The sequence below is a fragment of the Erwinia piriflorinigrans CFBP 5888 genome, assembly GCF_001050515.1.
Lineage (GTDB): Bacteria > Pseudomonadota > Gammaproteobacteria > Enterobacterales > Enterobacteriaceae > Erwinia > Erwinia piriflorinigrans.
Genome location: NZ_CAHS01000014.1, coordinates 406,628 through 433,139, shown reverse-complemented (window position 1 = coordinate 433,139; position 26,512 = coordinate 406,628). Strand labels below are relative to the sequence as shown.

30 protein-coding genes are annotated in these 26,512 nt (G+C 40.9%); 13 read left to right on the top strand and 17 right to left on the bottom strand.

Annotated features, from left to right (window positions below; translation table 11 throughout):
- Positions 1-18: 18 nt before the first annotated feature.
- The 15 genes from sctE to EPIR_RS08105 form a co-directional block, all read right to left on the bottom strand.
- Positions 19-1,920: a type III secretion system translocon subunit SseC family protein gene (gene sctE, locus EPIR_RS08175; protein WP_023654874.1), complete on the bottom strand. Its 1,902-nt coding sequence runs from the start codon at positions 1,918-1,920 to the stop codon at positions 19-21.
- Between the two features lie 21 nt (positions 1,921-1,941).
- Positions 1,942-2,475 (bottom strand): SycD/LcrH family type III secretion system chaperone, encoded by a 534-nt coding sequence (locus EPIR_RS08170; protein ID WP_023654873.1) that lies wholly within the window; start codon positions 2,473-2,475, stop codon positions 1,942-1,944.
- Positions 2,476-2,636: 161 nt separating this feature from the next.
- The gene (locus EPIR_RS08165) at positions 2,637-3,731 is read right to left on the bottom strand and encodes an EscU/YscU/HrcU family type III secretion system export apparatus switch protein (protein ID WP_023654872.1); all 1,095 of its coding nucleotides are present in this window, start codon (positions 3,729-3,731) and stop codon (positions 2,637-2,639) included.
- Positions 3,732-3,737: 6 nt separating this feature from the next.
- Positions 3,738-4,508 (bottom strand): type III secretion system export apparatus subunit SctT, encoded by a 771-nt coding sequence (gene sctT, locus EPIR_RS08160; RefSeq protein ID WP_048697137.1) that lies wholly within the window; start codon positions 4,506-4,508, stop codon positions 3,738-3,740.
- A gap of 12 nt (positions 4,509-4,520) precedes the next feature.
- Positions 4,521-4,775 carry a type III secretion system export apparatus subunit SctS gene (gene sctS / locus EPIR_RS08155; RefSeq protein WP_023654870.1) on the bottom strand — a complete coding sequence of 85 codons (255 nt, stop codon included), beginning with the start codon at positions 4,773-4,775 and terminating at the stop codon, positions 4,521-4,523.
- Positions 4,772-5,443: an EscR/YscR/HrcR family type III secretion system export apparatus protein gene (locus EPIR_RS08150; RefSeq protein ID WP_023654869.1), complete on the bottom strand. Its 672-nt coding sequence runs from the start codon at positions 5,441-5,443 to the stop codon at positions 4,772-4,774. The genes sctS and EPIR_RS08150 overlap by 4 nt, the downstream gene beginning before the upstream one ends.
- Positions 5,433-6,359 (bottom strand): FliM/FliN family flagellar motor switch protein, encoded by a 927-nt coding sequence (locus EPIR_RS08145; protein ID WP_023654868.1) that lies wholly within the window; start codon positions 6,357-6,359, stop codon positions 5,433-5,435. Before EPIR_RS08145 ends, EPIR_RS08150 begins: the two co-directional genes overlap by 11 nt.
- Positions 6,356-7,228 (bottom strand): SpaN/EivJ family type III secretion system needle length determinant, encoded by an 873-nt coding sequence (locus tag EPIR_RS08140; protein ID WP_048697135.1) that lies wholly within the window; start codon positions 7,226-7,228, stop codon positions 6,356-6,358. Before EPIR_RS08140 ends, EPIR_RS08145 begins: the two co-directional genes overlap by 4 nt.
- Entirely contained in the window at positions 7,209-7,670 is a 462-nt protein-coding gene (locus tag EPIR_RS08135; RefSeq protein WP_023654866.1) for a hypothetical protein, read from the bottom strand. The genes EPIR_RS08140 and EPIR_RS08135 overlap by 20 nt, the downstream gene beginning before the upstream one ends.
- Positions 7,654-8,949 carry a type III secretion system ATPase SctN gene (gene sctN, locus EPIR_RS08130; protein WP_023654865.1) on the bottom strand — a complete coding sequence of 432 codons (1,296 nt, stop codon included), beginning with the start codon at positions 8,947-8,949 and terminating at the stop codon, positions 7,654-7,656. Before sctN ends, EPIR_RS08135 begins: the two co-directional genes overlap by 17 nt.
- A 15-nt stretch (positions 8,950-8,964) precedes the next feature.
- Positions 8,965-9,372, bottom strand: coding sequence for an InvB/SpaK family type III secretion system chaperone (locus EPIR_RS08125; protein WP_023654864.1), 408 nt, complete (start codon positions 9,370-9,372; stop codon positions 8,965-8,967).
- A gap of 19 nt (positions 9,373-9,391) precedes the next feature.
- Positions 9,392-11,437: an EscV/YscV/HrcV family type III secretion system export apparatus protein gene (locus tag EPIR_RS08120; RefSeq protein ID WP_023654863.1), complete on the bottom strand. Its 2,046-nt coding sequence runs from the start codon at positions 11,435-11,437 to the stop codon at positions 9,392-9,394.
- Complete coding sequence (locus EPIR_RS08115) at positions 11,430-12,548, bottom strand: HrpJ domain-containing protein (protein ID WP_023654862.1); 1,119 nt, start codon at positions 12,546-12,548, stop codon at positions 11,430-11,432. Before EPIR_RS08115 ends, EPIR_RS08120 begins: the two co-directional genes overlap by 8 nt.
- A gap of 10 nt (positions 12,549-12,558) precedes the next feature.
- Complete coding sequence (gene sctC / locus EPIR_RS08110; protein WP_023654861.1) at positions 12,559-14,307, bottom strand: type III secretion system outer membrane ring subunit SctC; 1,749 nt, start codon at positions 14,305-14,307, stop codon at positions 12,559-12,561.
- The gene (locus EPIR_RS08105; RefSeq protein WP_023654860.1) at positions 14,300-15,166 is read right to left on the bottom strand and encodes a helix-turn-helix domain-containing protein; all 867 of its coding nucleotides are present in this window, start codon (positions 15,164-15,166) and stop codon (positions 14,300-14,302) included. Before EPIR_RS08105 ends, sctC begins: the two co-directional genes overlap by 8 nt.
- Positions 15,167-15,567: 401 nt before the next feature.
- On the opposite strand from EPIR_RS08105, the gene EPIR_RS08100 reads away from it, so the two are divergent.
- The 6 genes from EPIR_RS08100 to EPIR_RS08075 are packed head-to-tail and all read left to right on the top strand — an operon-like array spanning position 15,568 to position 19,454.
- Positions 15,568-16,851, top strand: coding sequence for a PrgH/EprH family type III secretion apparatus protein (locus tag EPIR_RS08100; protein WP_240987353.1), 1,284 nt, complete (start codon positions 15,568-15,570; stop codon positions 16,849-16,851).
- 1 nt (position 16,852) lies between these two features.
- Positions 16,853-17,098, top strand: a complete 246-nt coding sequence (gene sctF, locus EPIR_RS08095; RefSeq protein ID WP_084007842.1) for a type III secretion system needle filament subunit SctF — start codon at positions 16,853-16,855, stop codon at positions 17,096-17,098.
- Positions 17,099-17,149: 51 nt separating this feature from the next.
- Entirely contained in the window at positions 17,150-17,473 is a 324-nt protein-coding gene (gene sctI, locus EPIR_RS08090) for a type III secretion system inner rod subunit SctI (RefSeq protein ID WP_048697130.1), read from the top strand.
- A complete protein-coding gene (gene sctJ, locus EPIR_RS08085; protein WP_023654857.1) occupies positions 17,473-18,252 on the top strand; it encodes a type III secretion system inner membrane ring lipoprotein SctJ in 780 nt (259 codons plus the stop codon). Before sctI ends, sctJ begins: the two co-directional genes overlap by 1 nt.
- Positions 18,242-18,796: an Oxygen-regulated invasion protein orgA gene (locus tag EPIR_RS08080; RefSeq protein WP_023654856.1), complete on the top strand. Its 555-nt coding sequence runs from the start codon at positions 18,242-18,244 to the stop codon at positions 18,794-18,796. The genes sctJ and EPIR_RS08080 overlap by 11 nt, the downstream gene beginning before the upstream one ends.
- Positions 18,777-19,454, top strand: a complete 678-nt coding sequence (locus EPIR_RS08075) for a hypothetical protein (RefSeq protein WP_023654855.1) — start codon at positions 18,777-18,779, stop codon at positions 19,452-19,454. Before EPIR_RS08080 ends, EPIR_RS08075 begins: the two co-directional genes overlap by 20 nt.
- Positions 19,455-19,629: 175 nt before the next feature.
- On the opposite strand, the gene EPIR_RS08070 is transcribed toward EPIR_RS08075, so the two are convergent.
- Positions 19,630-20,184 (bottom strand): transcriptional regulator, encoded by a 555-nt coding sequence (locus EPIR_RS08070; RefSeq protein ID WP_023654854.1) that lies wholly within the window; start codon positions 20,182-20,184, stop codon positions 19,630-19,632.
- 943 nt (positions 20,185-21,127) lie between these two features.
- Between EPIR_RS08070 and ycgZ the strand changes: the two genes are divergently transcribed.
- The 7 genes from ycgZ (at position 21,128) to dcuR (ending at position 25,556) form a co-directional block, all read left to right on the top strand.
- Positions 21,128-21,373, top strand: a complete 246-nt coding sequence (gene ycgZ / locus EPIR_RS08065; RefSeq protein WP_023654853.1) for a regulatory protein YcgZ — start codon at positions 21,128-21,130, stop codon at positions 21,371-21,373.
- A 173-nt stretch (positions 21,374-21,546) separates the two neighbouring features.
- Positions 21,547-21,840 (top strand): hypothetical protein, encoded by a 294-nt coding sequence (locus tag EPIR_RS08060; protein WP_048697127.1) that lies wholly within the window; start codon positions 21,547-21,549, stop codon positions 21,838-21,840.
- A gap of 213 nt (positions 21,841-22,053) precedes the next feature.
- Positions 22,054-22,302 (top strand): biofilm development regulator YmgB/AriR family protein, encoded by a 249-nt coding sequence (locus tag EPIR_RS08055; protein WP_023654851.1) that lies wholly within the window; start codon positions 22,054-22,056, stop codon positions 22,300-22,302.
- A gap of 222 nt (positions 22,303-22,524) precedes the next feature.
- Positions 22,525-22,758 carry a YgdI/YgdR family lipoprotein gene (locus EPIR_RS08050; RefSeq protein WP_023654850.1) on the top strand — a complete coding sequence of 78 codons (234 nt, stop codon included), beginning with the start codon at positions 22,525-22,527 and terminating at the stop codon, positions 22,756-22,758.
- A gap of 15 nt (positions 22,759-22,773) precedes the next feature.
- Positions 22,774-23,004, top strand: a complete 231-nt coding sequence (locus EPIR_RS08045; RefSeq protein ID WP_023654849.1) for a YgdI/YgdR family lipoprotein — start codon at positions 22,774-22,776, stop codon at positions 23,002-23,004.
- Positions 23,005-23,199: 195 nt separating this feature from the next.
- Complete coding sequence (locus EPIR_RS08040; RefSeq protein WP_023654848.1) at positions 23,200-24,840, top strand: sensor histidine kinase; 1,641 nt, start codon at positions 23,200-23,202, stop codon at positions 24,838-24,840.
- A complete protein-coding gene (gene dcuR, locus EPIR_RS08035) occupies positions 24,837-25,556 on the top strand; it encodes a two-component system response regulator DcuR (RefSeq protein WP_023654847.1) in 720 nt (239 codons plus the stop codon). Before EPIR_RS08040 ends, dcuR begins: the two co-directional genes overlap by 4 nt.
- On the opposite strand, the gene EPIR_RS08030 is transcribed toward dcuR, so the two are convergent.
- Complete coding sequence (locus EPIR_RS08030) at positions 25,537-26,505, bottom strand: FAD:protein FMN transferase (RefSeq protein ID WP_023654846.1); 969 nt, start codon at positions 26,503-26,505, stop codon at positions 25,537-25,539. The genes dcuR and EPIR_RS08030 overlap by 20 nt on opposite strands.
- Positions 26,506-26,512: the final 7 nt, after the last annotated feature.

The window sequence follows — 26,512 nt, the reverse complement described above, 5'->3', positions numbered from 1 at the left end:
TAGGGATTGAAGCCAGCTCTAGCCCGCTACATGGCTCATTTTATTCAGTATGAATTTCCCAGCCTGCATTTGGTTTTCAGCGACTGCAGCCATATTTTCAATAATTTTTTTAACCATATTAAGGCGTAAGCTGAATGCGTCAGTGGCCTGACTCATCAGGCTATCAAGCAGGTCCTGCATGGCGGAATCTTTCATCATTTTAGCCTGGGCTTGCGCGGCAATAATCAGCATATCAGCCGCTACTATATCACCAGCAGACTTAACAACGGTATTCACCATACCAGCCCCCGTTATGGTAGCCTGACTATAAGTTGAGGTACGCGCAATGGTTATTTCATCCACATTTAAGGAGCGAGAAAGTCCCTGAGTGGCACGTTTGAATACCTGACCGGCCGCACCATCCATGATTTTTCTTAACGACGCGCCTGCTACACCGTTGCTAATTTTTTCCATCAGCAAGCCACTAACTTTGCCAATGCCAATGCCGGCTAGCATCACGCCAGCAATCATAAGCGTCGCGACTGCAATCGCCGCCATAATTTGCCCCGCCATTTCGGCGGCGGCTTTGTCAGCACCAAATATACTGACAACTTCAGTGAATGCATCAGCAAATATATTCATCAGGGGTTGAATAATACTTTCCATAATTGGCTGCATAGCCTCCTGTAAGAAGGAGTGCCCATTAACGGCCTGATTGATTTCATCTCCCAGCATAAGAGCAAGGCCCACCGTGGCGAAAACCAGGGAAGCCCCTCCGGTGAAAGCCGCGGCTGCAACGCTAACCACAGTGATGACCCAACCCAATATCTTTCCTATGCAACCCATCGTTTGCTGCAACTCTTCAGACTTACGGACTTGTTTTTCATACTCCTGGGCTTGTTTTACAGCATCTTTCGCTGCTGCTTCAGATAATTGCTGTTTCAGCAAGGCTGTGGCCTTTAGGTCTTCTCCTGCATTTTGGTTAATCAGCTTCGACATCAAAGCAATGAGAAAAGTCAGGCTTTTCACCTCCTCCTCATTTTCCTGATGACGATTCCGGATCACGTTTTGCTGCTGTGCAGTGAGTGAGCCTATCAGTGATTTTGCCTGCTCTATCGTCGAATTCAGCGCCGATCTAGACAGGCTTTCCAACTTCACGACAGGATCCAGCACCGTAGTCACGTATTTCTGATAATTCAACATCATGCTGTTGAGATTAGACTGCGTTGCTATAACACGATTATCTGCTGCAAGAAGTTTTTCTTGTAGCGTTGGAGATATTGGGTCTTGCGTTTCAGCCTGAGTACGCAAATCGTTGAGAAGATGCTGCGCATCGTCCAATATTGATTGAGCATTAACGGTTTCCGACTTTAGGACGGCAGCATGAGTCCTTGCTACAGATAGCGAGTCGCTGTGAGTACTCCAATCAAGTCCCTGAGTTTCAATGTCAGCCGCTAAGTTTTTATAGGATAGGGTTGCTCCGCCTATCATGGCATTGTAAGCCTGGAGCTTGGACATCATTTTTTCCTGCGTACTATCAGCTACTAACTGAGAGACGGTACGCAACAATGCGGTCATCTCTGCAAAAGAACTATAATGGTTTTCAGCTTCTTGAACGGTAGCCAGCCGGGGAGCCATAGTATTCTCAATCCTCTGGAGATGAAAAGGAGTGGCTAATTCTGGTTTTTTTTGACGATCCAAAGAGACGCTACTTCCATTGCCGTAGAGTGCATTGCCTGCTTTTTCTAACACATGAGACAATTGTTCAGGCTGAAGTAACTTGAGGGCCTCTCTAACTTTATCTACCCGTGGGTCCTCTCTTAATGCTGGATTCGCAAAACGATATAATCGGTTAACGCCCTTTTTTAATTCTTCGCCACTGGCTTCTAATCCTCCAGAAAGATGAAATGGGTCATCTGAACTATCTAAAGGTATTTTCATTATAATCCCTGTTTAACACTTTTATTCATCGCGAAGATCATCAGGACTACCATTAATCTCATTCAGTGCTGAAATGAAGGTTTGTGCTTTTTCTTTCAGCAAAGGAACTTGGCATCTTTTGATCACAATGGAAAAGCATTTTCTAGCCAACGCTTCATTACGCAACATTAAATTACATTGACCTGCATAAAACATGGGCCGGTAATCTTCCTCTGCCAAAGAAAAGGCTAACGCATAGAAGTCAATTGCCTTACGGTACTCTTTTTTTAGTTGATAGACAGCGGCCAATCCCATTGGGTACTCCGAATTATAGAAATCATAAATACAAAGAAATCGGAAAAGAGATTCCGCATCATCAAGCTTACCTTGATGATAAAAATCATATGCGATTTTATAAATATCATGCATTGTTTCATCTGATACACCCTGCACATCTTTGAGAACAGCTCCATTTTGGATGGCATCGATAAGGCTACCAGAGTATTCATCCAGCTGGGTATTGCTGTCAATTTCGTCTTGAGGGTTCGAAACTCGCTCTGTACTTTCATATTCCATTCTTAACCTCGTGCATTATTTCCCAAGTACTTTTTAGAACGCGTAGTTAACCCGAATGCAGACAGTAAAGAATATACCGTATATTATACGTAGCATTCGAGGATCCAGGTACAAAAAAACAGTACTTTCGTGTGGTTATCTCGATCGGGTAAACTAATTAATTATGTATCTGTTACATCGTTTTCAACTTCGCCTGGATCACTGTGCAAAACTTCCCTTTCCATATCAGCAGTTTCGACCTGACGCAACCAAATGAGAATATCCATCACTAACAGCAGATCGTTATCATTCACGGATATAAAACTATATTGAGCATAAGATCGATAAAGCCGTCGCGTCAAAATAACATTGCGTACGACTGGAATACCAATTTTCTCTGCATACGCAATTGCCGATTTGGCTTTGAAATTAGTAGCACGCAGCGCAATAAAAGGCAAAGGAGCGACTTCAGGATTGAAGTAGATAGCAATCGCAATATGGGTGGGGTTCGCCATAACGACTGATGAGTTTCTTATTGCAGATTTCTCCTCGCCAGAGAGGATTTCCTGATGGGCACGCCTCCTGGCACTTTTTATTTGTGGATTACCGTCCGTTTCTTTACGCTCCTGTTTAACCTCATGTTTATCCATTTTCAGGTCTTTGATATGAAGGAAGTATTCCGCTATGAAATCTGCCAAAAACACAAATATTGCCCAAGCAGTAAATACCGTTACCGATTTAACCATGAGAGATGACATACTGGTGATTAGCTGGCCGATACCGGAATGATAAATAGTTAACGTTCTTTTTAAATCGCTATGGATAAGACTGTAGCAGGTGCATAAGAAGACGATTAAATAGCATAACGACTTGATGAACTCCTTCAGCGTACGCATGCTAAAAATTTTCTTAAATCCCTCAACAGGATTCAAAGCCTTAAAGTTTAATTTCAATCCTTCAGTAGCGATACTAAAATGGGTTTGTAAAAGCGTGGCCAAGATACCAGAAACAGCACAAACAGCAATGAACGGAAATATTAATTGAGATAGCAGAAGCATCATATTTATAAGAAAGTCATTTTCGCTTGCAGATGTGCTATCGGTCAGTATCAAAGAATAAAAAAAGATAAAATCATCAAAATTGAAGCTGTAAAGTAAAAAATAACTGCCCGAGAGTAATATCAGTGTAGTGGTAAAATCTTTGACTTTGAGCGTTTGACCCTTTTTCGCTGAGTCCTTGCGTTTTTTTTCCGTTGGAAGTTCAGTCTTTTGCGCCATTGTTCATTACCCGCTTGGAAAAAAAACATACAAAGAGTCAATATTAAAAAATCCGATTGGTTTATCCATCAAAGCATTCATCCCATAAAAGAGAAATATTATAAAGGTAATGAAACTCTTTACTATCAGAGATAGTGAAAATGCATTGAGCTGCGGACAATATCGAGCGAACACGCCAAGTAATATCTCTGTAACCATCATCACTATGATTACTGGTGCTGCAAGCATAATGCTACACTCCACCAATTCAACCAATAGTTTTCCAGCTTTTGACCAGTTGAAATGTGAGACCGTATGCCCTTGAGGCAAGTATTGATAGCTCTCCATCAAAATGGTGATTAATAACAACATTCCATTGCTTGAAAAAAAAATCACACCGAAAGCAAAGTTAAAAAAAGCAGACAGTACAGAACTTTGCCCACCGCTCAAAGGATCGATGCTATCACTTATCGTTGCTCCACGTTGGTTATCGAGAATGTCACCTAGTGCTATTACAATCCAGAAAGGAAGGCACAATACAGTGGCGAGAACTAATCCAACAAAACACTCTTTAACAAGCAGGGAAACCCACCCCTGTTGCAGAGTAATCGTTTTTTCAAAGCAAGGCCATAAACCAATGATGATGAGAGATATTATTGAGTTTTTTACGATCAGATTAGATATGACGCGCTCACCCAATACAGGGAGAATATAAAAAACAATTGCCAGACGTGCATAGGCCATTGCATACATTAGGGCATAATGTTGGAAATCAAAATAAAGCGTGATAAACATTATGAGTATACCGCGTCAACTGAAAGCTAAGGAGAAGGCTTGTCTTGAAAAGTTTAGCATTTCTGCCGAGAACCATTCAAATAACATGAAAATAGTGATGATCACGGCAAGCATTTTCAAACCGAAAGGTAAAGTTTGTTCCTGAATTTGCATTACCGTTTGGAAAAGGCCTACTATAATTCCAACAAGTGTAGCGAAAGTAATAGGCGCAGCAGTGAGCTTTAATACGACGATCAATGCTGCATTGCTAATATATAATATATTATTCATGATGACATCAGATCGACGTATTGCGTGACCAGCCCCTTAGCTAATAACGTCCAACCATCCATTGCGACAAAAAGAATCAATTTAATTGGAATTGAAATAGTCACGGGGCTCATCATCATCATCCCTAAAGCCAATAGAATACTTGACACCACCAGATCTATTACAACGAAAGGAATGTAGAGATAAAAAGCTATCCTGAAAGCACTCTGTATTTCGCTTAGCGCATAGGCTGGCATCAGGGTCATTAAGGACATCTGGCTTAATTCCTCAACATCGAGCTGGTCTTCAACTATTCCATTCGTTTTCTTTTCTACATGATTGAAGAAGCGAATCAAACTATGGTCAGAGTAACGCACAAGATAATCGCGGTAGCTGCCCAGCCCCTCATCCATCAACTGGTGGAGCGATCCACTTTTGTTGAAATCAATATTTTTAGTCTCAATGTAGTCAGTAATACGCTGGCAAACCGGCATCATCACAAACGTAGTAAGTATAAGCGCAACCCCATTGAGAGTCAGATTCGAAGGTACCTGCTGTATACCTAGCGCATTACGCATCATTATCATGACAATCGAGAATTTTATAAAACAAGTCCCTCCAGCAATGATAAAAGGAAGTAAGGTAAAAAGGGAGAGTAATGCAATTAACGAAATCTCATTATTCAACATCAGAGATGTCCTTTGCATCCGATGGAAAAGTATTAACCTGATTGATTTCCACAGCGAGATTTCCATTCTCAAGAGCCACCAATTCTCCACGCGCAAATAATTTTCTATTCAAATAGATCTTGACTCTCTGTTCCGCATTCTGATTCAAAGATAAGGTCATTCCCGGATAGATAACGTCCAACTCGGCCAGCGTGAAATATCTACTGTCGAGGACAAACTCAATTTCAACAGGCAGCTCAGACCACCTTAGCAGCGTTTCTTCCTCATTACGGTAGCTATCTTCAATGTCAGTAAATTTTTCCTGCACGACAACCTCTATATTGTTATCAATGTTCAAAAGAAATAACTTTTTCGTTCCAATTTTTAAATAGCCAGATTGATGCTGAATAAGAAGCAGATCGCCCTTTGCAACATCAATAAATTGGGACACTGGCAGCTGGCTATATCCCAAAACGACATCAACGATAAATGGAATACGGTATTTCTTTAAGTGCAATGCATTAAGTATGGGGTTATCACCAGCTGACCACTCCAGACACAAAAGTGAACAAGGCTGCGCGGGCAGACAAAGCATTTTTTTTGGCAAGACCGTAGGAGGAAGTTCTATCCGCCCAACGTTCCATACCCTGGATTTTAATATAAAAGAAAGCTGCATGCCCTTTAACCACCTCATTAGATAGTTCAAAGGCACCTGACGCCAGGGAATACCCGGTAGCTTGTTATCGGTTTCTTGTAACCATGTATCTACATTGAGCAATGCTTCATTATGCAAATCATTTTCATCATAGAGGAAAATTCTCAGGTAGCGTCCTTCCAGCTCAACCTCTCTAATTTCACTCTCTGGATGATGATTTTTAAGTAACTCAAGCCCGCATTTTTCTTCCTTCTTTAGGCGTAAGCCACTGCGTAATTTCATTCTTCCACTTCTTCTTCTTGATGGCGTCCCCGTTTATCTTGACTTTGCTGCTGCATAAGAACATCAGGTACCATATCATCCATATGTCTGGAAATCGCATCAGCTACGCGTGTGCCAGAAGGTATTAGCTTAATGATGGTCTCGTGACTCAATTCTGTGGAGATGAGTACTTTTACCGAATGGTCACCATTCCAGCGCTGGAACTGATATTCAAGGTCTACACTTTTATTTGCAGGAACGTCATCACTGGCTCCCCCTGTTGTCATCACGCTTTTTCTATATTGCTGTGTATTGCTCGATGCCTGGTACGCCATTTTACTATGTCCTGTATTTTTCTTTTCGGCTGAAGTAGTATTTTGATGAATTATCGGCACAGGATTAAATGGTTTAGTGACAGCAAACTCGTCTTTATCTTCCCTTCTGTTTTTCGGTTCACCCCACTTTTCCGGCCCCGTAAGCATCATTCGTGATACGTCTGGATCAATATTGTCTACATGGTTATTCTTATTGATTTGCGAAAGTTCAGAATCCTTGATCTGTTGAGTTGATACCGATTTAATGACCGAATCGGACAGACGATGGCTCATACCCTCATTACTTATATGTGAGTAAAATTTTTTAAGGTCTTTCTGTGATGATGAGTGGTTAATTTTGGCCTCTTCAGATTTATCACCACCGCCGCCTCCCGCAGAGCGCTCAGGGGATAATTGATGATTGTACGGCTGAGCAAAAGCTGAATCGCATCCCGAAAATTCTGGTTCTTCCAATTTCCTCCGTTTCTCCAACATATCAAAAAAAGAGTCTTGAGCAGCAAAGGCATCATTACATAAAAATGAGACCCCGGATATATTAGTATTTTTCTCTACCATAGGAAATTGTCTCATGAAGTTCACTTTCAATATTGTTCTCAGAGCGAATACGAAAGTCGATATAACGATGACGAAAATAGCTACGAAATTTGTGGTTTTTCTTTTCTAAAACATTTCTTGTGTGAAGAAACACCTGAACATTTAGTTCATTTTTTTCTTTATCTTCCTCAAGCTCGTTGATTTGATGATAGATAAGTTGTTGTTTAGATAATAATACACCCTGACGTCTTATCTTTTGGTAGATATCAGATCTATGGAGCACCCCGGTTGGCGTTAATGAGTTTATTTCGTCAATAATGGCTTTGCGCTCAAATATCTTTTCCTCCAGAAGAGACTGAATTTCAGATAATCTTTTATTGATCTTAGATACCTGACAATTAACTAATGTCTTCTTATACTCTAACAGCGCATTGAGTTGCCGACCTTTACGCCATACACTCATACAAGCTCTCCAGACATGATGACATGTTAACGTTCTCTGATATTTCCTGTTTGATAAATGACTCCATATCACCTGCTTTATTAAAAGCAATATCATTTTCAGCATTTTCGCCATGACGGTATTCACCAAGATCAATATATAACTGCATTTCCTTTTGACGCTGAAGAAAATATCGAAAACGATTAACTAATTGCTGATGGCTATTATCAGTGACATTTGAAAAGACCCTGCTAATACTTTGTAACACGTCAATAGCCGGATACTGCCCTTTTGCCGCAAGTTTGTGGCTCAGATAAATATGTCCATCAAGAATTGAGCGCACTTCATCACCAATCACATCGGGTTCATCTTCATTTTCAATTAAAACGGTATAAAATGCAGTTATTGAACCGGTGATAAAACACCCAGGCCGCTCCAATAATTTTGGCAGTGCTTCAAAAACTGAAGCCGGATAGCCGCGACGCGCAGGCACCTCCCCCATACCCAAAGCAACATCGCGCAGTGCCCGAGCATAACGCGTGATTGAGTCAACGAACAGCAGTACATTGTTGCCTAAATCACTGAAGTATTCTGCAATACTCGATGCGATTTGCGCTGCATTGGTGCGCTCCACCGAAGAGCGGTCCGAAGTTGCATAAACGAGTATGACTTTTGAACTGCGTGAGGAAAGTTTCATAGTTTCAACAAATTCTGTGACTTCACGACCTCGTTCACCGACCAAGCCTATCACATAGAGATCGGCTTCAGAGTGCTCAATGATCATGTTCATCAGGGATGTTTTACCACAGCCTGCTGTCGCAAAAATCCCGATTCGCTGCCCCATACCACATGTAAGCAGGCCATCAATAGCGCGCACGCCGGTTATTAATGGTTTAAGGATGGGTCTACGCAAGGTAAAGTCGAGTGGTACCCTGGACGCTACGATACTTTTCCCCTTGATAGAAGGCATTACGGGCTGCCGATCGAAACGCCCTCTGATGGCACCAGAAGCATCTATGATAGCGCCGATAACCCCTTCATGAACCTCAATACTAAATGGCTTCCCCGTGGGTAATATGACATTCTCTCGGGAAAATCCCTGATTATCTGTTAGCAAACTTAAAAATGTGTTTTCTTTATTAAATCCCGTCACCTGAGCAAATCCCAATATATCATCCTCAATCAAAGATTTCTGAATTTCGCAAATTTCACCAATCTTAGTTCCTGGAAGGAATGCCTCAATAACGTTACCCTGGATACGCAGTGGATGTGCGAGACGAACTAACAATTTTGGATGCATCGATAACACCTCCTCTTAAGCTAAAACATCGCGATAATTCAGCATAATTGTCAGGTAATGATCGAGTACCGACAAAAAATCATCTGCCGAGCCCAAATATTTTTCCATAACCTTCGCACGTAATTCGAGCTGCCCATCAACAGGATATAAACAGGGCTGCCCGAGATAAAATACTTCCTCATTATAATCGAGCATGACCGGCAACAGATTAATACTACAGTAGGCCAGTGAGTTAATATTATATTCGCAGAGATTTGCCCACAGCCATACGTCATCACCCACACTCTTAATATGAATCGCCGGGATGTCATCTTTCATATTCAGAGAAATTGTTGAGTGATTAGTTAGATCATCGCTGAGAAATTCTGACATGCCAGCGTCTTTAAGCATGGTAGAAATCAATTCCGCAATATCATATTTCATATATTTCCTCTTTTAAATTTTACAATGACCCTATAACATCCACATCCACACTGCTAGAAATCTCGCCAAATGAGAGCACATCTAATTCCGGATAGGTCCCTTCTATTAGAGCCTTTGCAAAACGTCTAATATCCATAGATACAATTAAAATAACATCTCGCGTGTTGACGCCATTCATTTGCAGACAGGATTCGAGACTTTTTAAAATATTTTCCGTTTCATCAGGTGGTAAATTGATAAACGTTCCACCAGAGGTCTGCCGAATGCCGTCCCGGATCTTCTTTTCCATATCGTGTGACATCACCAATGTTTTAATACATCCTTGAGTAGCAAATCTGTTAGAGATATAGCGTGCTAAAGTTCCACGCACATGCTCAACTAACATAATAGGATCTTTTTCTTTAGAAGCCCATTGCACTAATGCTTCAAGAATGAGTCGCATATTTCTAATCGATATACGCTCTTTAAGTAGACGTTGGAATACTTCAGTGATACGTTGTACCGTATTATTTCGGTAGCACTCCTTTAATAAGTCAGGATATTTTTTCTCGAGATCGTCAAGCAGTGTTTTAGTTTCTTGGATACCGAAAAATTCAGCAATATTGCGAACGAGTAATATCGATATACACGAATAAAATTCGTCTATTGAATTACGTGAATAGTAACCAAGATCAAGAGCGGCCTGTTGGTTTTTTTCTGCTATCCAATAGGTCGTACCCTGTGATGAACTTACAGCTTGTACGCTGTCATTGATCAATTTCAGCTCATCTCCTCTAAAGAGGATTCTGTGCATATCTGGGAAAAAATCGAAAATAGCCACCTGAATTTCATTAATTGCCACGATCAACTTCCCTTCTTCAGCGTTGTGATCATAACTAATTATTATTTCTGGCAGGCGAACGCCGTATTCAATAAAAAAAAGCCGTTTCAATAATGATGGGAAGTTTTTTGAGAGTAAATAATTTTCATATCCTTTCCAAGACCTGATAATTAACGGTACCGTCTCAGGAATATATTCTCCATCAATTACAACAGGTTTATTTTTAACAGAAGAGTCTTCTTTATGGTCTGAATCTTCTGATTTGGATTTCGCATTCTTCATTTTAGCTAATTTGTCCCTGAAAAAAAAACCTAGTAAGCCTATCGAAAGCATGAAAAATACGATGAAAGGGAAACCGGGAAGCAGGCCCAATGACAAGGCGAGAATGGATGAAATGACTAAAGTGGATTTATTTTTAAAAATGTCCTGTAAGATCTTTGCACCAAGATTAGTATTCTCACTGTTATTTACTCGCGTGACAATAAGGCCACCACTGATTGAAATCAGCAACGCAGGGATCTGCGCTACTAAAGCCTCACCGATAGTAAGTAAGGCATAAATAGATAGGGCATGATGGACTTCCATTCCTTTCTGAACGACACCAATAAAAACCCCTCCCAGCAGATTGACAGAAATAATAATAATCCCGGCTATAGCATCACCTTTGATGAATTTCATCGCTCCATCAAGTGCACCATACAGTTGGCTTTCAGCCTCCAGGTCTTTACGGCGCTGTCTCACTTCATTTTCATCAATAAGACCGGCCTTAAGATCGCCATCGATACTCATCTGTTTTCCTGGCATAGCATCCAATGAAAAGCGGGCTGCAACTTCAGCAATGCGCTCAGAGCCTTTCGTGATGACAATAAATTGCACTATCGTAACGATGAAGAAGATAACCATCCCCACTACCAGGCTATCGGCAATAACAAATGCCCCGAAACTCGCTATGATTTCACCTGCATCCGCATCTGAAAGAACTAAACGGCTGGTACTAATAGATATAGCCAGACGAAATATGGTACTGATCATGATCATTGACGGGAATGTTGAAAAGTCCAGAATACGGTTAATATAAAATGAACCCAGAAAAATCAGCAATGCCATCGTTAAATTAAAAGCGATGAAAAAATCAACCAGGTACGTCGGCAATGGGATGATTAGCATAACAACGACCATGATCATCATTAACAAGATGATCAATTCTGGGCGAGCGCTAAATTGTAAAAAAGAACTTTTAAACATATTTACCAGCAACTTTAAACAGTGCAACCTCTTTTATATAAAGCGATTGTTGTACCGAGGTCAAAAAAGAATAAAATTTTTCGTGACAATCAGACCTGGCATAAAGGTAATCGGGAGTCACATCAAAAGTTCTGCGTATGAGCTGAACGACTGTTGCCTGTTGACGAATAGCTCTCTTTGACGAAAAATCATTGAAAAAACCTCCATAAGCTGTCACTAACTCACCAGGATTAATTAAACCCATTAGATAAATATTTAAAACACCCTCTGCGTTTAATGCTGCTTTTGAATTCTTCGTTGTTGAGCTATACGCAGAATTATTGAAATTGACAATCAGCTTGTTATCTAATGAATTCAACGTACGTGCGTCGATTATCCTGGCAGATAGAGGGCCAAACTCATGCGAATGAATGCCCGGTTCAGTGGACTTCATATCTGATATCAATGCAGTCAGTATAAATGACAGCATGATTTTTCTATTGCTGAATCCATATACATCAATCCAGTCCTGATAAATAAATATCGCAGGCAACTCATAATCTAAATACTTCAAGTAGCTATCACGAAGCTCTTTAGCAGAAAGACCATTATTATTAGTACATTGACTAAAGCGTTTAGCGACATCACCAACATTGGCAGAAGAATTTAGTTTCTTAAGATCGCTAAACTTCATCAAATCATCGATTGCTTTTTTAATCTTTTTTTTCAGAAACTCTGACAAATTTTTACTCAAAAGTAACTCACGTAAGGCTTGCATTAAGTCCCAATCATTACTAAACAACTGGCGGGCAAAGTTCAATATAGAAGCGCTATTCTGGGACTTAGCCACTCGAGTCATTATTGTATAAATCTTTTCATCTGCATTTTCTTCGAGTATTTCTGAACCCGTGTCACTATATGAATTATCATTTTTCCTACCTGTTTTACTTGCACGCCCCAAACTGCTGAAGAGATCTGCTAACTCTTCTGCTGCATTAATTATATTTTCGTCATGATTTATTGGTTGGACATGATCATTGTGTTTGGTTGAAGATCGAGTATACATTTTTTCTGAATCTTGCCTGCGATGCGCGCTGTTATCTGTATAATTAAAAGGACTAATTCTCGCCATCTACATCTCCTTATTTTTTATTCATGATTTCGCGCAACATAGACACAGTAGATTTTAACGTCTGCTCCTTACCTTCAGATGAAACACCGAGAACCGGATCATCATTTCTATGTCCTCGCCATCTTTCTCCATCCTCTAACAATTCAGGATGAATCAAAAAGAGTCGAACCATTTTTGTTTGGCTTTTATAGCTATAGTCAAATATTCTACCTAGATAAGGAATATCCCGTAGTAAAGGTATTCCTATGGAATGGTTTTCATCCTGATCACGACTATATCCTCCCACGAGTAGGCTATGCCCTAAAGGAACACGAGCCTCTGTACTGATTTGTGTGTTACTGATAACAGGCATGCTATCAAAATTGCCAGATTGTCCTTCTGAATTAAGCGGAATGGTACCATCATGGATATTGAGGATCATCTCAATTTCCTGCTGACGCGATGCCAAACGTGGCAGGACACTTATCATTGTCCCATAGGTAATCTTCTCCAGTGATGATGTTCGTTCTCCAATAAGTTTGGCATAAATACTGCTATTATTATCAAAAAGCGCGGGTACATTTTCCTGAGTCAAAATTTCAGGACGAGAAATAACTTGTGCTGAACCTGACTTGACTAAAGCAGAGACATCTGCAAGAAAGTGAATACTATTTTCAGGAGTCAGTGAACTGGTGTTAAAAGTCACGCCTGAATTATTCACTTTACCCGCCGCACTCCACTTCACTCCCAATTCATTAATTTCCTTTTTTGAGATGTCGATTATCCATAATGAAAGTTGGATTTGTCGTTTCGACACATCAATAGCTTGTACCAGATCTTCTACGAAACTCACCTGCCTTTCGCTTCCCATGACAAGCAGACTATTTGTATCTGTATAAGCTACGATATTGACAGATTCATTCCCGGATGGGGACGAGTCGTCATTGCTATTCGCTGATTCAGCATCATTGAAATCAGGCCATAGTTCTGTTGGATTAACTTTCGGTGTACGCGCAGTGACTCGTTTTTCATTAACAGAGTCTTCATTTATAATGATACTCGCACCGCCCATGCTTGATACTTTACTTGAGTTATTCATCAGTTTTTTCAACACCGAAGCCACTCCCGGTATGGTGATAGAAGTATCCCGCTGCGTGTAATTACGGTCATTGACAAAGGTATTTGTCAATTTAATGACGCGTACTGTCGTTTCTCCGGCACCGGGCCTGGAATATGATGCGTCAATGTATTTAGCCGCAGCCGTAACAAGTTGCACATACACCGGTGGGCCGGAAATATAAAATGAACCAGACGCCCCATCAGACCGCAATGGAAAACGTACATCATACAGTTCAGATGATTTCAAATATGCCACGAGGCGCTCAAAAGGTGCATAGGATAAACGGATCACCGTGCTTTTTATTTCATTGGCGTCATAAACATAAATCGAACTTCCATCGTTGTACCATATCAGTCCGATGCGAGATGCCAACTTACTCAATAACTCCTGAGGTTCATTGAGGTCAAAATTCCCTGTGACGCGTTTTTTAGCAGCCTGACGACTAACAATTATCGGTCTATGAAATTCTCCTGCCATCACATAAAAAAGTTGCTGTACACTGTTGTCACTCGCTACATAAATATTGTCGGCATCGCGAGTGGTACTGATCCCTCCCCTTTCATTATCATCGAATTTCGCCGAAGCGACATTACAATTCAGCAAGAAAAAAAGTAACGAAAAAAATATAAAAGAGAGTTTTTTTGTCTGTTGCTCATTCATAAAAACAACCCTTCAAATCTTTAAACTCACGAGGACGAATGCCAAAAATTGATTTAATTTCACTTGAAAAATGCGATGAAGATGCATAGCCGTTATTTCCAGCAATTGTCGCGATTGAGTTGTTCTTCTCTATCAGTTGCAATGCACTGTGGGAAGCCCTCCATATGCGCAGTTGTTTTTTGGGGCCACGAGTGAATGTGTTATGACAAAGTTTTCTAAAGTAAGATTCAGATACGCCATAACTCTTGCTGGCATTGTAAAGTCTGTCGCTACCACTCTCTTTGTCTTCTTTTAATAGCTGAGATAACAAAAAGTGAGATATCCAGTAATTTTCAATTTTCCGTATAAAGGAAAATAAATTCTCAACGCCATAATCTAAGGGGCTTATTCTGCTACCTATTAGTGCTCCGATGAGGCATCGTCTATTATTTTTTACATTTGAGATATAGAATCGTTCTGTTTGCATTATGATTGATTCGTCACAATCAGCTCCCGTTTTAGCATGGATGGCTCGACACGGATTGGCCTGATAATCCAGAAACGCGATAAGTATTGCTACTTGGGGCATTGTGATTTCTTCGAAAAACCAATCACCCGTAACCTTGATTTTTACAGCATCTACAGTGGCTAACAAACTGGATTGATTTATCAGCACCTCATTATTTTTCCCATCCTCATTTGAGGTGAAAACCATAAATGAAGTCGCACTCAATGGCCGCGCAAAAAGCAACGAATTGTTGAGATTAACAATTCCATTCTCTGAAACACTGACTGCTGGCTTCCCTTTCTTTTTATGACTTTTCATAAGGAATAGTTTATTGGCCCTGCATCGTTTACTGCTTGAATGAACATCACCCATAGAGCCTCTACAGTTACCCAGTCGCTTTGTAAGTACAATGATGAATATTTACAACACTACCCTATATTAAATCGCATGGTCAACGCAGAGGTGCGAATTTAATAATTTTATAAAATATTTAAATTTTTTCTAAAGAAAAATTCAAGATGATTAATTGTACTCAGCCATTTTATTCGATAGGATGCAGACTTTCGTGTGTTGTGAAAGAGAATCTATATATGAAACTTTATATCTACACATATAGTACGCACTCTTACCTTTTTTAAGTGCAAGTTTTGGATGCATCTACATAAAAAGCATTGTGTTATTTATTAAAACGTTAACCCTCTAAAAACATGCAATGATCAACCAAAACTCATTTATATTACATCAATGTCAGACTTCTTATTATGATAAGCAATATGGAAAAACCAATCAATACTGAATACCTTGAACGAAATGGGTCCAACTTTACTTTAAAAATTCTCTTTGGCCCCATGTTTGGCTGTGAGCTACATCTCATTGCAGAAGATTATTTTCTCATTATAAACTCGAAAAAATCATTATTCCCTGCGAATGCTGAAGTTTCATTGGAGCATGTTCACTCCGCACATTATACTTACAATACCTTATATATCCCATACGATCTCCCTGCTCCTAATATTCTTTTTAGATTATCATCACTCAGTGATTATGAGGGAGATAAGGCTGTTGGCATCGATGTCTATGGATTATCTGATAGCTATGCAACTGAACTCTATGAGAATGAAATTTTCACCCATGAAAATATTTGCTTTGCTTTCAAGCAAAGTAGTGATAAATGGTCTGATAAAATCATTAATTACAATCCGTTTAAAAGAGAATGTGATAACCCTTCTGAAGCATGTGATTTTCTCACTACAAAAAAAAACAGACGTCTAATTTTTTTATCGTTCTCGGGTATGTTAGTCTCTTTATTGATTATCACCTTCATCTATTTTTATAGTAGTGATGTTAGTCAATTTGATAATCGTATGGCGACTCTTAACAAAGAGCTCACTGGTAATTCAATGTCGTACAATATTGTAAAAAGCAGGGATGATGAAATCATATTTGTTTTGGTTTCACAAAAGCAAGAGTTGGAATGGCTAAAAGAAGCGCTTTCAAAACTAAACGAAAATGGTCGTGTTGTTCCAGTGTGGCTTGCTCAACAAAACAAAACCGTCGTCAGCCAGCTGGTTCAAGCTGGCCATCCCGTATTACAGATCGATTACAGTTCGCCTGTACATCCTGTCATTGCTGTATATAGGGAATTAGAAAAAAATGAAGAGGAGATTTTGAAATCAGAAGTACTTAAAAAGATTCCCTATGCGTTGGATGCTGAAGTGCTATTTAACCCCAAAGAAAATCTCTTAACTGAAGCCCGCAATGGCTTAGACAACCTCAACATTCAGTATCGTCAGGTAAAGGCCAGTACGGGTTATAGCTTAATTATACGAGATGCCCTCAGCGATGTTATCCTCCTTAGACTAAGTGACTTCATTGAAAATTTTCGCTCCAAATGGGGAAGCGAAATGATCAATTTTTCAGTTAATTTGGATGATAACTGGTTACTTAACAAATCTTACATTGACTCCAATGATGGTTACCTTTTTCTAAATTCCCATCACTGGTACTTCCCACTTAATTTAGGAGACATGAGTCGTGCCCAATATAACCAAAAATGAAATGCCTGAAGGATCAACAGACCAATATTTTATAGGTCAAATTTCGACCGGCTTTGAGTCAGGGGCATTAGATATGATGAACGCGCTCAATGCTGCCTTGGAACAATTAAAGCAGGACCCATCCAACCCATCAGTATTGGCTAATTATCAATCGAAATTGCAGGAATATACTCTTTTTCGCGGTGCCCAAAGCAGTGCTGTCAAGGCTTACGGTAGTATAGGTAAGGAAATTATTCAAAAATTCTAGAGACTTCTATGTTACGGCTTTATTTCGTCCCCTTCATTTTGAGGTTTTTTAATGATTATACAGCCAGAATTTCTGTCAGCCCAAACGCAAACAGCACCTGATACACTCAACGATAAAGATCGGACATCGGTTTTTTCCGGCAACGGATCTTTCAACGACCTTGTATTCAGTGCATTTGAAAATGTTAGCGAAAGGACGATAAATTTAAAAAACGCAATCAGCACTATTAGTGAATCATCGCAATTGACCGGCAACCCTGAAAACCTTTTGATACTGCAAAAGTATATTATTGAATATACTAATTATCTATCACTGATAAGTACAATCTCTCGTAAAGGAATCGCTACTATCGAAACACTGGAAAAAGCGCAATAATGTTAAAAAAGAAAAAACTTCCAGCTTTTATCACAATAATGACCTTTATGTTGTCCGCCTGCGATAATGAGATGTTATTGGAAAATCTTACTCAGGAGCAAGCTAACCAGGTACTGACGATTCTTCATCAGCATAACATCCCTGCTAATAAGAACGGCACTCTTAAATCGGGCTATACGATTAGAGTCGATGAAAAAGAAAATACGGCAGCCCTTTCAATCATCAACCAATATCAGCTTCCGTGGTCCGCTGATGTTCAAATAGGGCAGGCATTCCCAGACAGTGCACTCATTGCATCACCAAATGCAGAACGGGTCCGTATCCTTTCTCTGATTGAACAAAGGTTAGAGCAGTCTCTGAGAACCATTGCGCAAGTTGTCAGCGCTCGGGTGCATATTAGCTATCCATCTTTTAAAAGTGAAGTGGTAAACAAAACATTAACTAATCATGTCGGTATTTTGATTTCATATAACGGGGACATAGACCAGAGTCTTTTCATTCCACGGGTCAAATCCCTGATAAAAAACAGTCTTGATGATATAAAATATGAAAATATTTCAGTAGTACTTTTCGATACACCACCTATTCAATACACACCACCAATAAAAATTTCCCATTCACTATCAACCCAATGGCTTATCTCTTTAACGGCTATCATTATTCTGGTCATTGCTGCTCTCTTATATTCTTTCAGAAGGTATTATCGCCGTTTTAAAGTAGAAGATGTTAAGCAGGAATCCCTACACAAAAAACAGGAATCAGCCAAAAATGTTTCTTGAAACCGAAAAAATGTTAAAGATATTATATTCTCCTGTTATATACTCGCATCCGACGCATTTACCTGACAGCATTCATAATATGAATAATGAGGATAATGTACTGATTAATTATTGGCTTATTACTCACTATCAACTGAAAGATCTTCCTGCTCACTGGGAAGCCCGTGATAGCATTTCGTTACTGATTCTTAGTCGATGGGAACTGATCCATGACGCTGCCTGCATGATAGGTGGCTATCTTCTGCGTTGCCAATTACTCAAAAAATGTGCAACGCTGATGTCAAACCCTCGTTTATCATCATTTATTTCTCTGCCTATCCGCCATCATGTTTTACTTGCCAACACTGAAAATAATTTAGATACATTATCCTTAGGAGTGGCTTTCGTTCTTAGTCAGATTCCACATCTGCCTATCGGACTAAAAGAACGTGTAATATTGATCCTCCCTGCTGAGATTAAACTTCCTGAAATTTACATAGCAAGATGCCCCGATCACCTCAATCTTTTAAAAATGGCAATAAACTATGCGATTGATTACAAGTGAAGAATTACCCGCAGAAACTCACGCTGATGTATTAATAAAATTGAGTCAGATTACCCGCTATCGTCGTCTTTCATCCGCACTTGAGCGGACATTGTGTCAATGCAGTGATATTCATTTCGAATTTGAATCTCGTAAAGATGAACTGCAAGAAAACTACAAAAAAGAGGGATACGCTACAGGGTTACAACTTTTTTTTTCGCAATTAACGATAATGCTCGACGATTACGAGCAGCAGTATAATTTACGCATGGACACATTTAAATCTCTTATGATTGAGGCAGTGAGTACCTCATTCGATGATCCTGTTATTGTTGAACGGATCGTTTACCATATGAAGAGAATTTGCAGTCAGCAAAACATGCACAAGGTTATTATACCTCAAACAGTTAAGCTTCCTGCCGGAGCTGACAAATCGAACTACCTTTTTACCGATAGCTCTCATATTACAATTCAAGGTGAAAAGGATGCGATACGTTTCCAAAGCACCCCTTTATGCCAACAATGGTTAGAGCAGGCAGCACTTGAAATGACAGAGATCAATGACAGTATCCACAAAATCATACCTGATGTTTTATATGGTATTGGTCATAAGCTTATTTCATTAAGTAATCAAAAAAACCTAACATATTTTAATCTATCGCGAGAGGATAATTTATAGCATCACTTAAATCTGTTAATTCCGCACATAAAGCATACGGTGGGAGCATCTTCTGATGATGATCTGTCGAAAGGGATCTGAAGACATGGGGAGAAAGTCTTATCCAGATTACTTGAGTAAATCTCAAAGACCTTTCTAACATCAGGTTGAATAACCACTAATTCAGCCTTTTCCTTCATATAAAAAAAAATAAAAATAAAGTGGCTACTATCAATGTAGTGCTGTAAAAAAACTTCTTTAGCAACCTGAGCTTTTCAGTTTGTATTTTTTTCTTTTTCGAAATATTTGTTTTCTCTGTTAAAGTGCCAGATAGCACAGGATTATGAGCATCTCCCGGTAATTCTTCAGCGTATACTTGATTTATATCATCTTTATTATGAGCATTTTTTCGATATGAAATATCACTAATCACAGGTTCTTTGTATAATGGCTGAACGGTAAACCGGTATCCCAACTTGGGGATGGTTACAATGATTTTTTTATTACTATCATCCAGATTCAGTCTTAGCGATCTTATAACCTGTGCAATACTTTGCGTAGTGACATAGCCTCCATCCCATGCACCAGCCAAAAAATCCTCTCGAGAGACAGGCTCCGGATACTTTGCGCACAAGAGATTAAGCACATCAGCCTGCTTTTTACGAAGCTGTATTCTACTGTCACTCTTTTGTAACGACCTTGTCTTCGGGTTAAAAGTGAAATCAAGGAAGTAGATTTTTGAGTCGTCCATAAAATTTTCCATTCACAACTTTTTGGATTTACCGTTCCATGAGTTAATTTAAATTCAGGATAATATGATATTTATTTCTTTTGATCGTATTACTAATAAAATTTATCTTAGAATATCTCCGACTCTTACCCTTCCAAAGCAAGATCGCAAGCTAACCATAATACCGTTACGGGTTCCAGTTCATCACTTTCTCTATCGGAGTCATTGCATTATTTATTTAGCAATCTACTTTATAAAGCTCCAAAATTTGACATTTTTTTTTGTGAAAAATTCCTAAAACCTTTTTTGAATGTCGATACTTATGATCATACTTAAAATTTTATCAAAAATAGTCACTACGCACCATCGATCATTGATATAAATATCTGATTTATAGCTAAATAATTCCTTGTACGACACTAACTAATCTCGTCTTCCTTAATAAAATAATTTTTCTAACTGGCAGCCTGGATATCGATTTTTAATACTGCATTTTAGTTATATTTGAGGTACAGGAACAGTAAACACATCACTATTCGTCAAACAGTCAAAACGGACAATAGCTCACGTAACCAGGTCAGTCTGGTCAAATGGATTTTTTGGGTTTTTATCTACAGATAACCTACTCGTGGTAGAGGATATAAGTTTCTTGTGCAGCTCTAATGGTGAGTGCAATGTTGCTAGCCAGGACAAAACTCAACCAGCCTATTGCTGTGTCAGGCGGGCCCAAGGTGAATCAGCGCTTGATTTATATCAGGGATACTTGCTTTCAAAGCTGGTCATACGCTTTCACATACTGTCGTCACACGCAGATATAAGTCATTGATCATCAACACATAGCATTTTATGCAAAATTTTAGCTCTAGCCAAAAACCACTATTGCTGTACAAAAGTCTCTTTGTTGTATAACTTTAGATTTTATACAGCAGTACACAATTTAAGCAATTCGATAGAGGGATATCTTATGCGTCAGGACGGTTCTAATCCAAAGATAGAAAATGACATCAGCCGTTACTTTAGTGAGGTGATCATGCCATCTCAACAAGAAACGCTGGGGCAAATTGTCGTTGAGATCCTTCGCTCTGGCCGAAATCTGAACCGCAAGGCCATATGTTCAAAATTGTTGACCCGTTTGGAACTGGCTTCTGGGCCCGAACAGGAACGCCACTATCAACAGCTGATAGGTATGCTGTTCGGACGTGGTGAATGAGTTAAGTAACCCTGTGTCTCTGTAATATTATCTACCTCTCTTTGTATTTTGAGTTAGTCAGATATTCTTACCGGGCGACCGGGCAGTGACTCATTCGCAGGTGTCAAGTTCCCGAATGGAGGTCTATGTGGACAACTTCTTTATGTCCGCATCACAGGTTTAGAGAAGTTTGTATGTATAAAAGTGAAGATGAAAAACTGTCTGATAAAATGATGGGCGAAGCCGTTATGGTACTGCTTAAACAAGATGCTGCCGTTAGTAATTCTGCCTTAATGAGACAGCTTCGACACATGATCGCTGTAGAAAAAAACTCGCTTCGACAAGATGCTTTAATGCGCGCTATCGATGAGGTTAGCCAATATATGGGTGTTAAACGCGCTACCAACACGGTTGAAATTCGCGACCGCGATAATGTGGCACATTTTTTTACCAGCGAAGGTCCGGTCGATGGGGCTAAAAAACATTAAGTGATGAACTGTTACTCACCTCATCCATCTGGTGAAAATTAATTTTCTTTAATAAAGGTATCTTTTTTAGCGGTAATTAATAATTTCTGGTTTTAGTTAATGAGGTTATCCCCTCAATATTCGCCTGTTTATTAATTTTAAATCCTCTGCCCTGCGTAAGCCTTAGCAGGAATTTTTGAGAAGCTTATCGCTTTTCTTTATAGGGTCATGAGCATGCAGCAGATATCATTACAGTCAAAAGTTTTTGCATATTTCCCGCCGGGAGTAGAAAAATCATCCCTCAAATTTCAGTCGCTTGGCTGTGTCATAAGCGAACTAAATGCCGAAGGTAGGCATATCACTAATAAAGCGCTTATTCTTAAACTCATCGAAAAACTTGAAATGACTACGGATGTGATAATGCTTGACGTCTATCGCCATCTTCTTGAAGTTATTATTGGTAGCACTCCAGACGATGCCTGAAAAATTGTCATTATAAATAATCACCCATGAAAACAGTAACGCCAGGAAAACACATTGAGCATTTTATAGACTCTTTTTATCCTCTGTAGTTTTTTTCGATTGTGAATATTCAAAGTAGCTAACAATCTTGACCGCTAAAAATCATCACCCTTTAACAGCATCATTCAAAATATCGTCTATAGTTATCTCGGATGAAATTTTTTACCCATAAGGAAATCCTTGATGAAAGTCAAAATGTTAAATACTGCAATCGTTGCCCTGCTGTCATTGCTTTTCGTTTCTGGTTGCTCATCAAATCAGACAATCAGAACTACGGATGGCAGGACTATTGTCACGGATGGCAAACCGCAAATTGACAGTGATACTGGACTGGTTTCGTATAAAGATGCCCAAACCGGCAAATCAGAACAGATCAATCGTGAGCAGATTAAGAACATGAGTGAACTAAACAACTAAGAAAACGGAGTCCATATGAATAAAATGATCGCTTTACCTCTTGCTGCCGTCTTTTGTGTTGCTGCTCTAAGCGGATGTACCCGCGCCAGCTATGCCATTCACACAAGTGATGGACGTACCATCATCAGCGATGGCAAACCACAGGAAGATTCCAAAACCGGCCTGATTGCTTACAACGACGCTAACGGCGTTAAGCAGCAAATCAATAAAGCCGATGTTAAGGAAATGAGCGAACTGCCTAAGTAACGCATAAAAGTTTCGCTCCTCCCTGCACCTGAAAAGTTGAACGCCAGCTGATTAAGGTGCAGCTTTATTGCACAGTACTCTCTGCCCCTGCCCCCTGTGAACGACTTTTCTTTTCTCAGATCGCCCCCTACTCTCTTCCGCGCTATATTACCCAACACTTAATTCGAACAGCCATCCCTGTCTAGCGGAGTTCTAATGAATCACATTCAGTCGTCGTTCTGGATACCTAAACGCCCGATGAAACTGAGTACCTCCGTTAGCCTGCTGGTAAGCGCTGTTATCGCAGCGGTATTGCTAATAGCTCATCTGTTCTATTTTGTTCAAATAAGCCACACCACACAGGATGCGGTTAAAGATAAAGCACTGGCGGTAGCCCGTACGCTGGCTCTTTCCCCGGATATCCAGCGTGGCCTGTTGCAAAAACCAGCAGATGGGATTATTCAGACCATCACCGGGGCCGCACAGCGCAGTAATCACCTCCTTTTTGTCGTGGTGACAAATATGCAAGGCATGCGTTATTCACACCCTGACAAAAATCTAATTAACCAACACTTCCTTGGTGATGACCTGTCTCCGGCCCTCAAGGGACACGAAAATGTTGCGATCAATACGGGCAAGCTTGGCATCGCGCTCCGGGTATTTAGCCCTGTTTTTGACCAAAACAGGCGTCAGATTGGCGTGATAGCGATTGGGATTTCGCTTAGCGAGGTCGCGCAACAAATTAATCACAGCCGTTGGAACATTCTCTGGAGCGCATTATTCGCTATTCTGGTTGGTGCTATGGGAACTTACCTGCTGGTCAGGGCGGCCAAACGCATTTTGCTCGGGCTTGAGCCCTTTGAAATATCCGCTCTGTTTGAACAGCGCCAGGCCATGCTGCAATCCATGAAAGAGGGCGTGATCGCCGTTGACGATCGGATGCAGGCCACTGTTATTAACCGTGCCGCACGGCATCTGCTGCGTGAAACCGGTCTGCTTCAGGCGCTTGACTGTGACAACGGTGAGATTGTTGCAGCATCGGGGCCGCTGATCGACAATCTGCATTACGTGATGAAAAGTGGCATTGCACTACGCGATGAAGAGATTAACTTTAATGGTCGTATATTGCTCTGTAATACCATGCCGGTACGCAATAACGAGACCATTATTGGTGCCATCTGTACGTTTAGAGATAAAACAGAAATAATTCAGCTACTACAGCGGCTTGATGGTATGGTCAGCTACATCGATGCTCTTCGTGAACGTTCACACGAATTTATGAATAAGCTGCATGTCATTCTCGGCCTTATGCATATGAAAAGCTACGACAAGCTGGAAGAGTATATCCTTAAAACAGCTCATAATTACCATACCGAAATCGGATCGCTGCTGGGCAAAATCAAGTCACCCGTTATCGCCGGTTTCCTGTTAAGTAAAATCAGCCGCGCTTATGATAACGGCAACCACCTGACGGTCAATGATGATAGTCTACTGCCAGACTGTGGCAGTGAGCAGCAGGTTGCGGTATTGATTACCGTATTGGGTAACCTAATCGAGAATGCACTTGATGCCGCTGGCGAAACTGGCGATGGCGATATCAGTGTCCTGTTACACTATCAGAACGGCTGGCTCAGCTGCGAAGTGAGCGATGACGGCCCAGGTATTGAAATGACCCGGCTGAATGACATTTTTGCTAAGGGTTATTCCACAAAGGGTGACAATCGTGGCGTGGGTCTGTTCCTGGTGAAACAACAAATCGAGAGCCTTGGCGGGAAAATCATTGTAGAGTCCGAACCCGGTGTTTATACCCAATTTTTCGTACAACTGCCCTGGGATGGAGAGCATAAAAACGCATGATCAATGTTCTGGTCGTCGATGATGACGCGATGGTTGCTGAACTCAACCGTTGCTATGTTGCACAACTACCTGGTTTTGCCTGCTGTGCCGTCGCATCGACCCTACAGCAGGCCAAAGAGTTGGTTCTGAACAATGAATTAGCTATTGACCTGATTCTACTGGATATCTATCTGCAACAGGATAACGGACTGGACCTGTTGCCCGTACTACGCGAGTCAAAACGACCGGTCGAAGTCGTCATCATCTCATCGGCTGCTGATGCCACCTCGGTCAGACAGTCGCTGCACTATGGTGTCGTTGACTATTTGATCAAACCCTTTCAGTTCTCGCGTTTTGAAGAAGCATTGACGAGCTGGCAGCGGAAAAAAAAGCTTATGGACTCTCGTCCATTTTATCAACAGGAGGATGTTGATCGGCTTATTCATGGTAGTCACCCGTCGGCAGATGAGGCGAAACGCCTACCTAAGGGACTTACCCCGCAAACGCTGCGCACTCTGTGCCTGTGGATCGATGCTCATCCGTCTGAAGAGTTTTCCACAGACGATCTTGCGGCTGCCGTCAATATTTCACGCGTTTCGTGCCGTAAGTATCTAATCTGGCTTGCGCAGATCAATATCTTGTTCACCAGCATTCATTATGGAGCGACCGGCCGCCCGGTATATCGCTATCGTTTGCAGGCGGAACATAGCGCCCAGCTTAAACAATATTGCCAGTGAGCCGGTAGCTATCGTTAAGTTGCTTAAAACTGAATTGACGCTGCGAAGAGCAAATGATTTGCTTGTCTCGGGTGACGAAAATAGCCTCAATCGCCGGATTTTGCGAAAGCGTTGCCAGGCCTTGTTCTACGCCCTGACCGTACATCAGGGTAGTCCAGATATCGCCGTCGGTGGCGTTATCACAAATAATGGTCACGCTCAGTAATTCGTTATCAAGTGGATAGCCGGTCTGCGGGTCCAGAATGTGATGGTAGCAGCGGCCGTCCCGTTCAAAATAACGTTCGTAGATACCTGAAGTCACCACCGATTTATCCGTCACACCGATCACCCCGAGCGGAGCCTCATCCGTGGCAAACGGCTGCTTCAAGCCTATGTTCCAGCAGTGCTGAACGCTGTTCCCTAATGCCAGCACGTTTCCCCCCAGATTGATAAGCGCATCCTTAACGCCTTGCTGACGCAGATAATCACGCACTACGTCAGCGATATACCCTTTGGCAATCGCCCCCAGATCAATCTCCATACCCGCCCGTGACAAAAATACCGAGGCCGTCTCGTCGTCAAGGACGACCTGGTGAGGGTCCGCTAGCGTTAGCAGCGCACGCAGCTCAGAAGCTGCCGGCACGCTGTTGCCCTGAAATCCAATCTTCCAGCGCTTGACCAACGGCCCGATAGCCAAGTTGAAACAGCTACCTGGCAGTACGCTGGCCTCTTTAGCCCGTTTGATCACCTGATAAAGCGCCCTGCTTACGGCGACAGCGTGATCGCCTGCCGCACGATTTATCGCCATGACTTGAGAATGTTCACGGTTGACGGTGAAAATATCTTCCTGTTGTTTAATCAATCGAAACACATTCCCCGCCAGCTGCTGATTATGTTCAAACAGCTTTAGCAGGATCGGAGAACCCATAAGGACAGCAGAATAACTGTAGACGCCGGTATCAGAGGACATGATACCT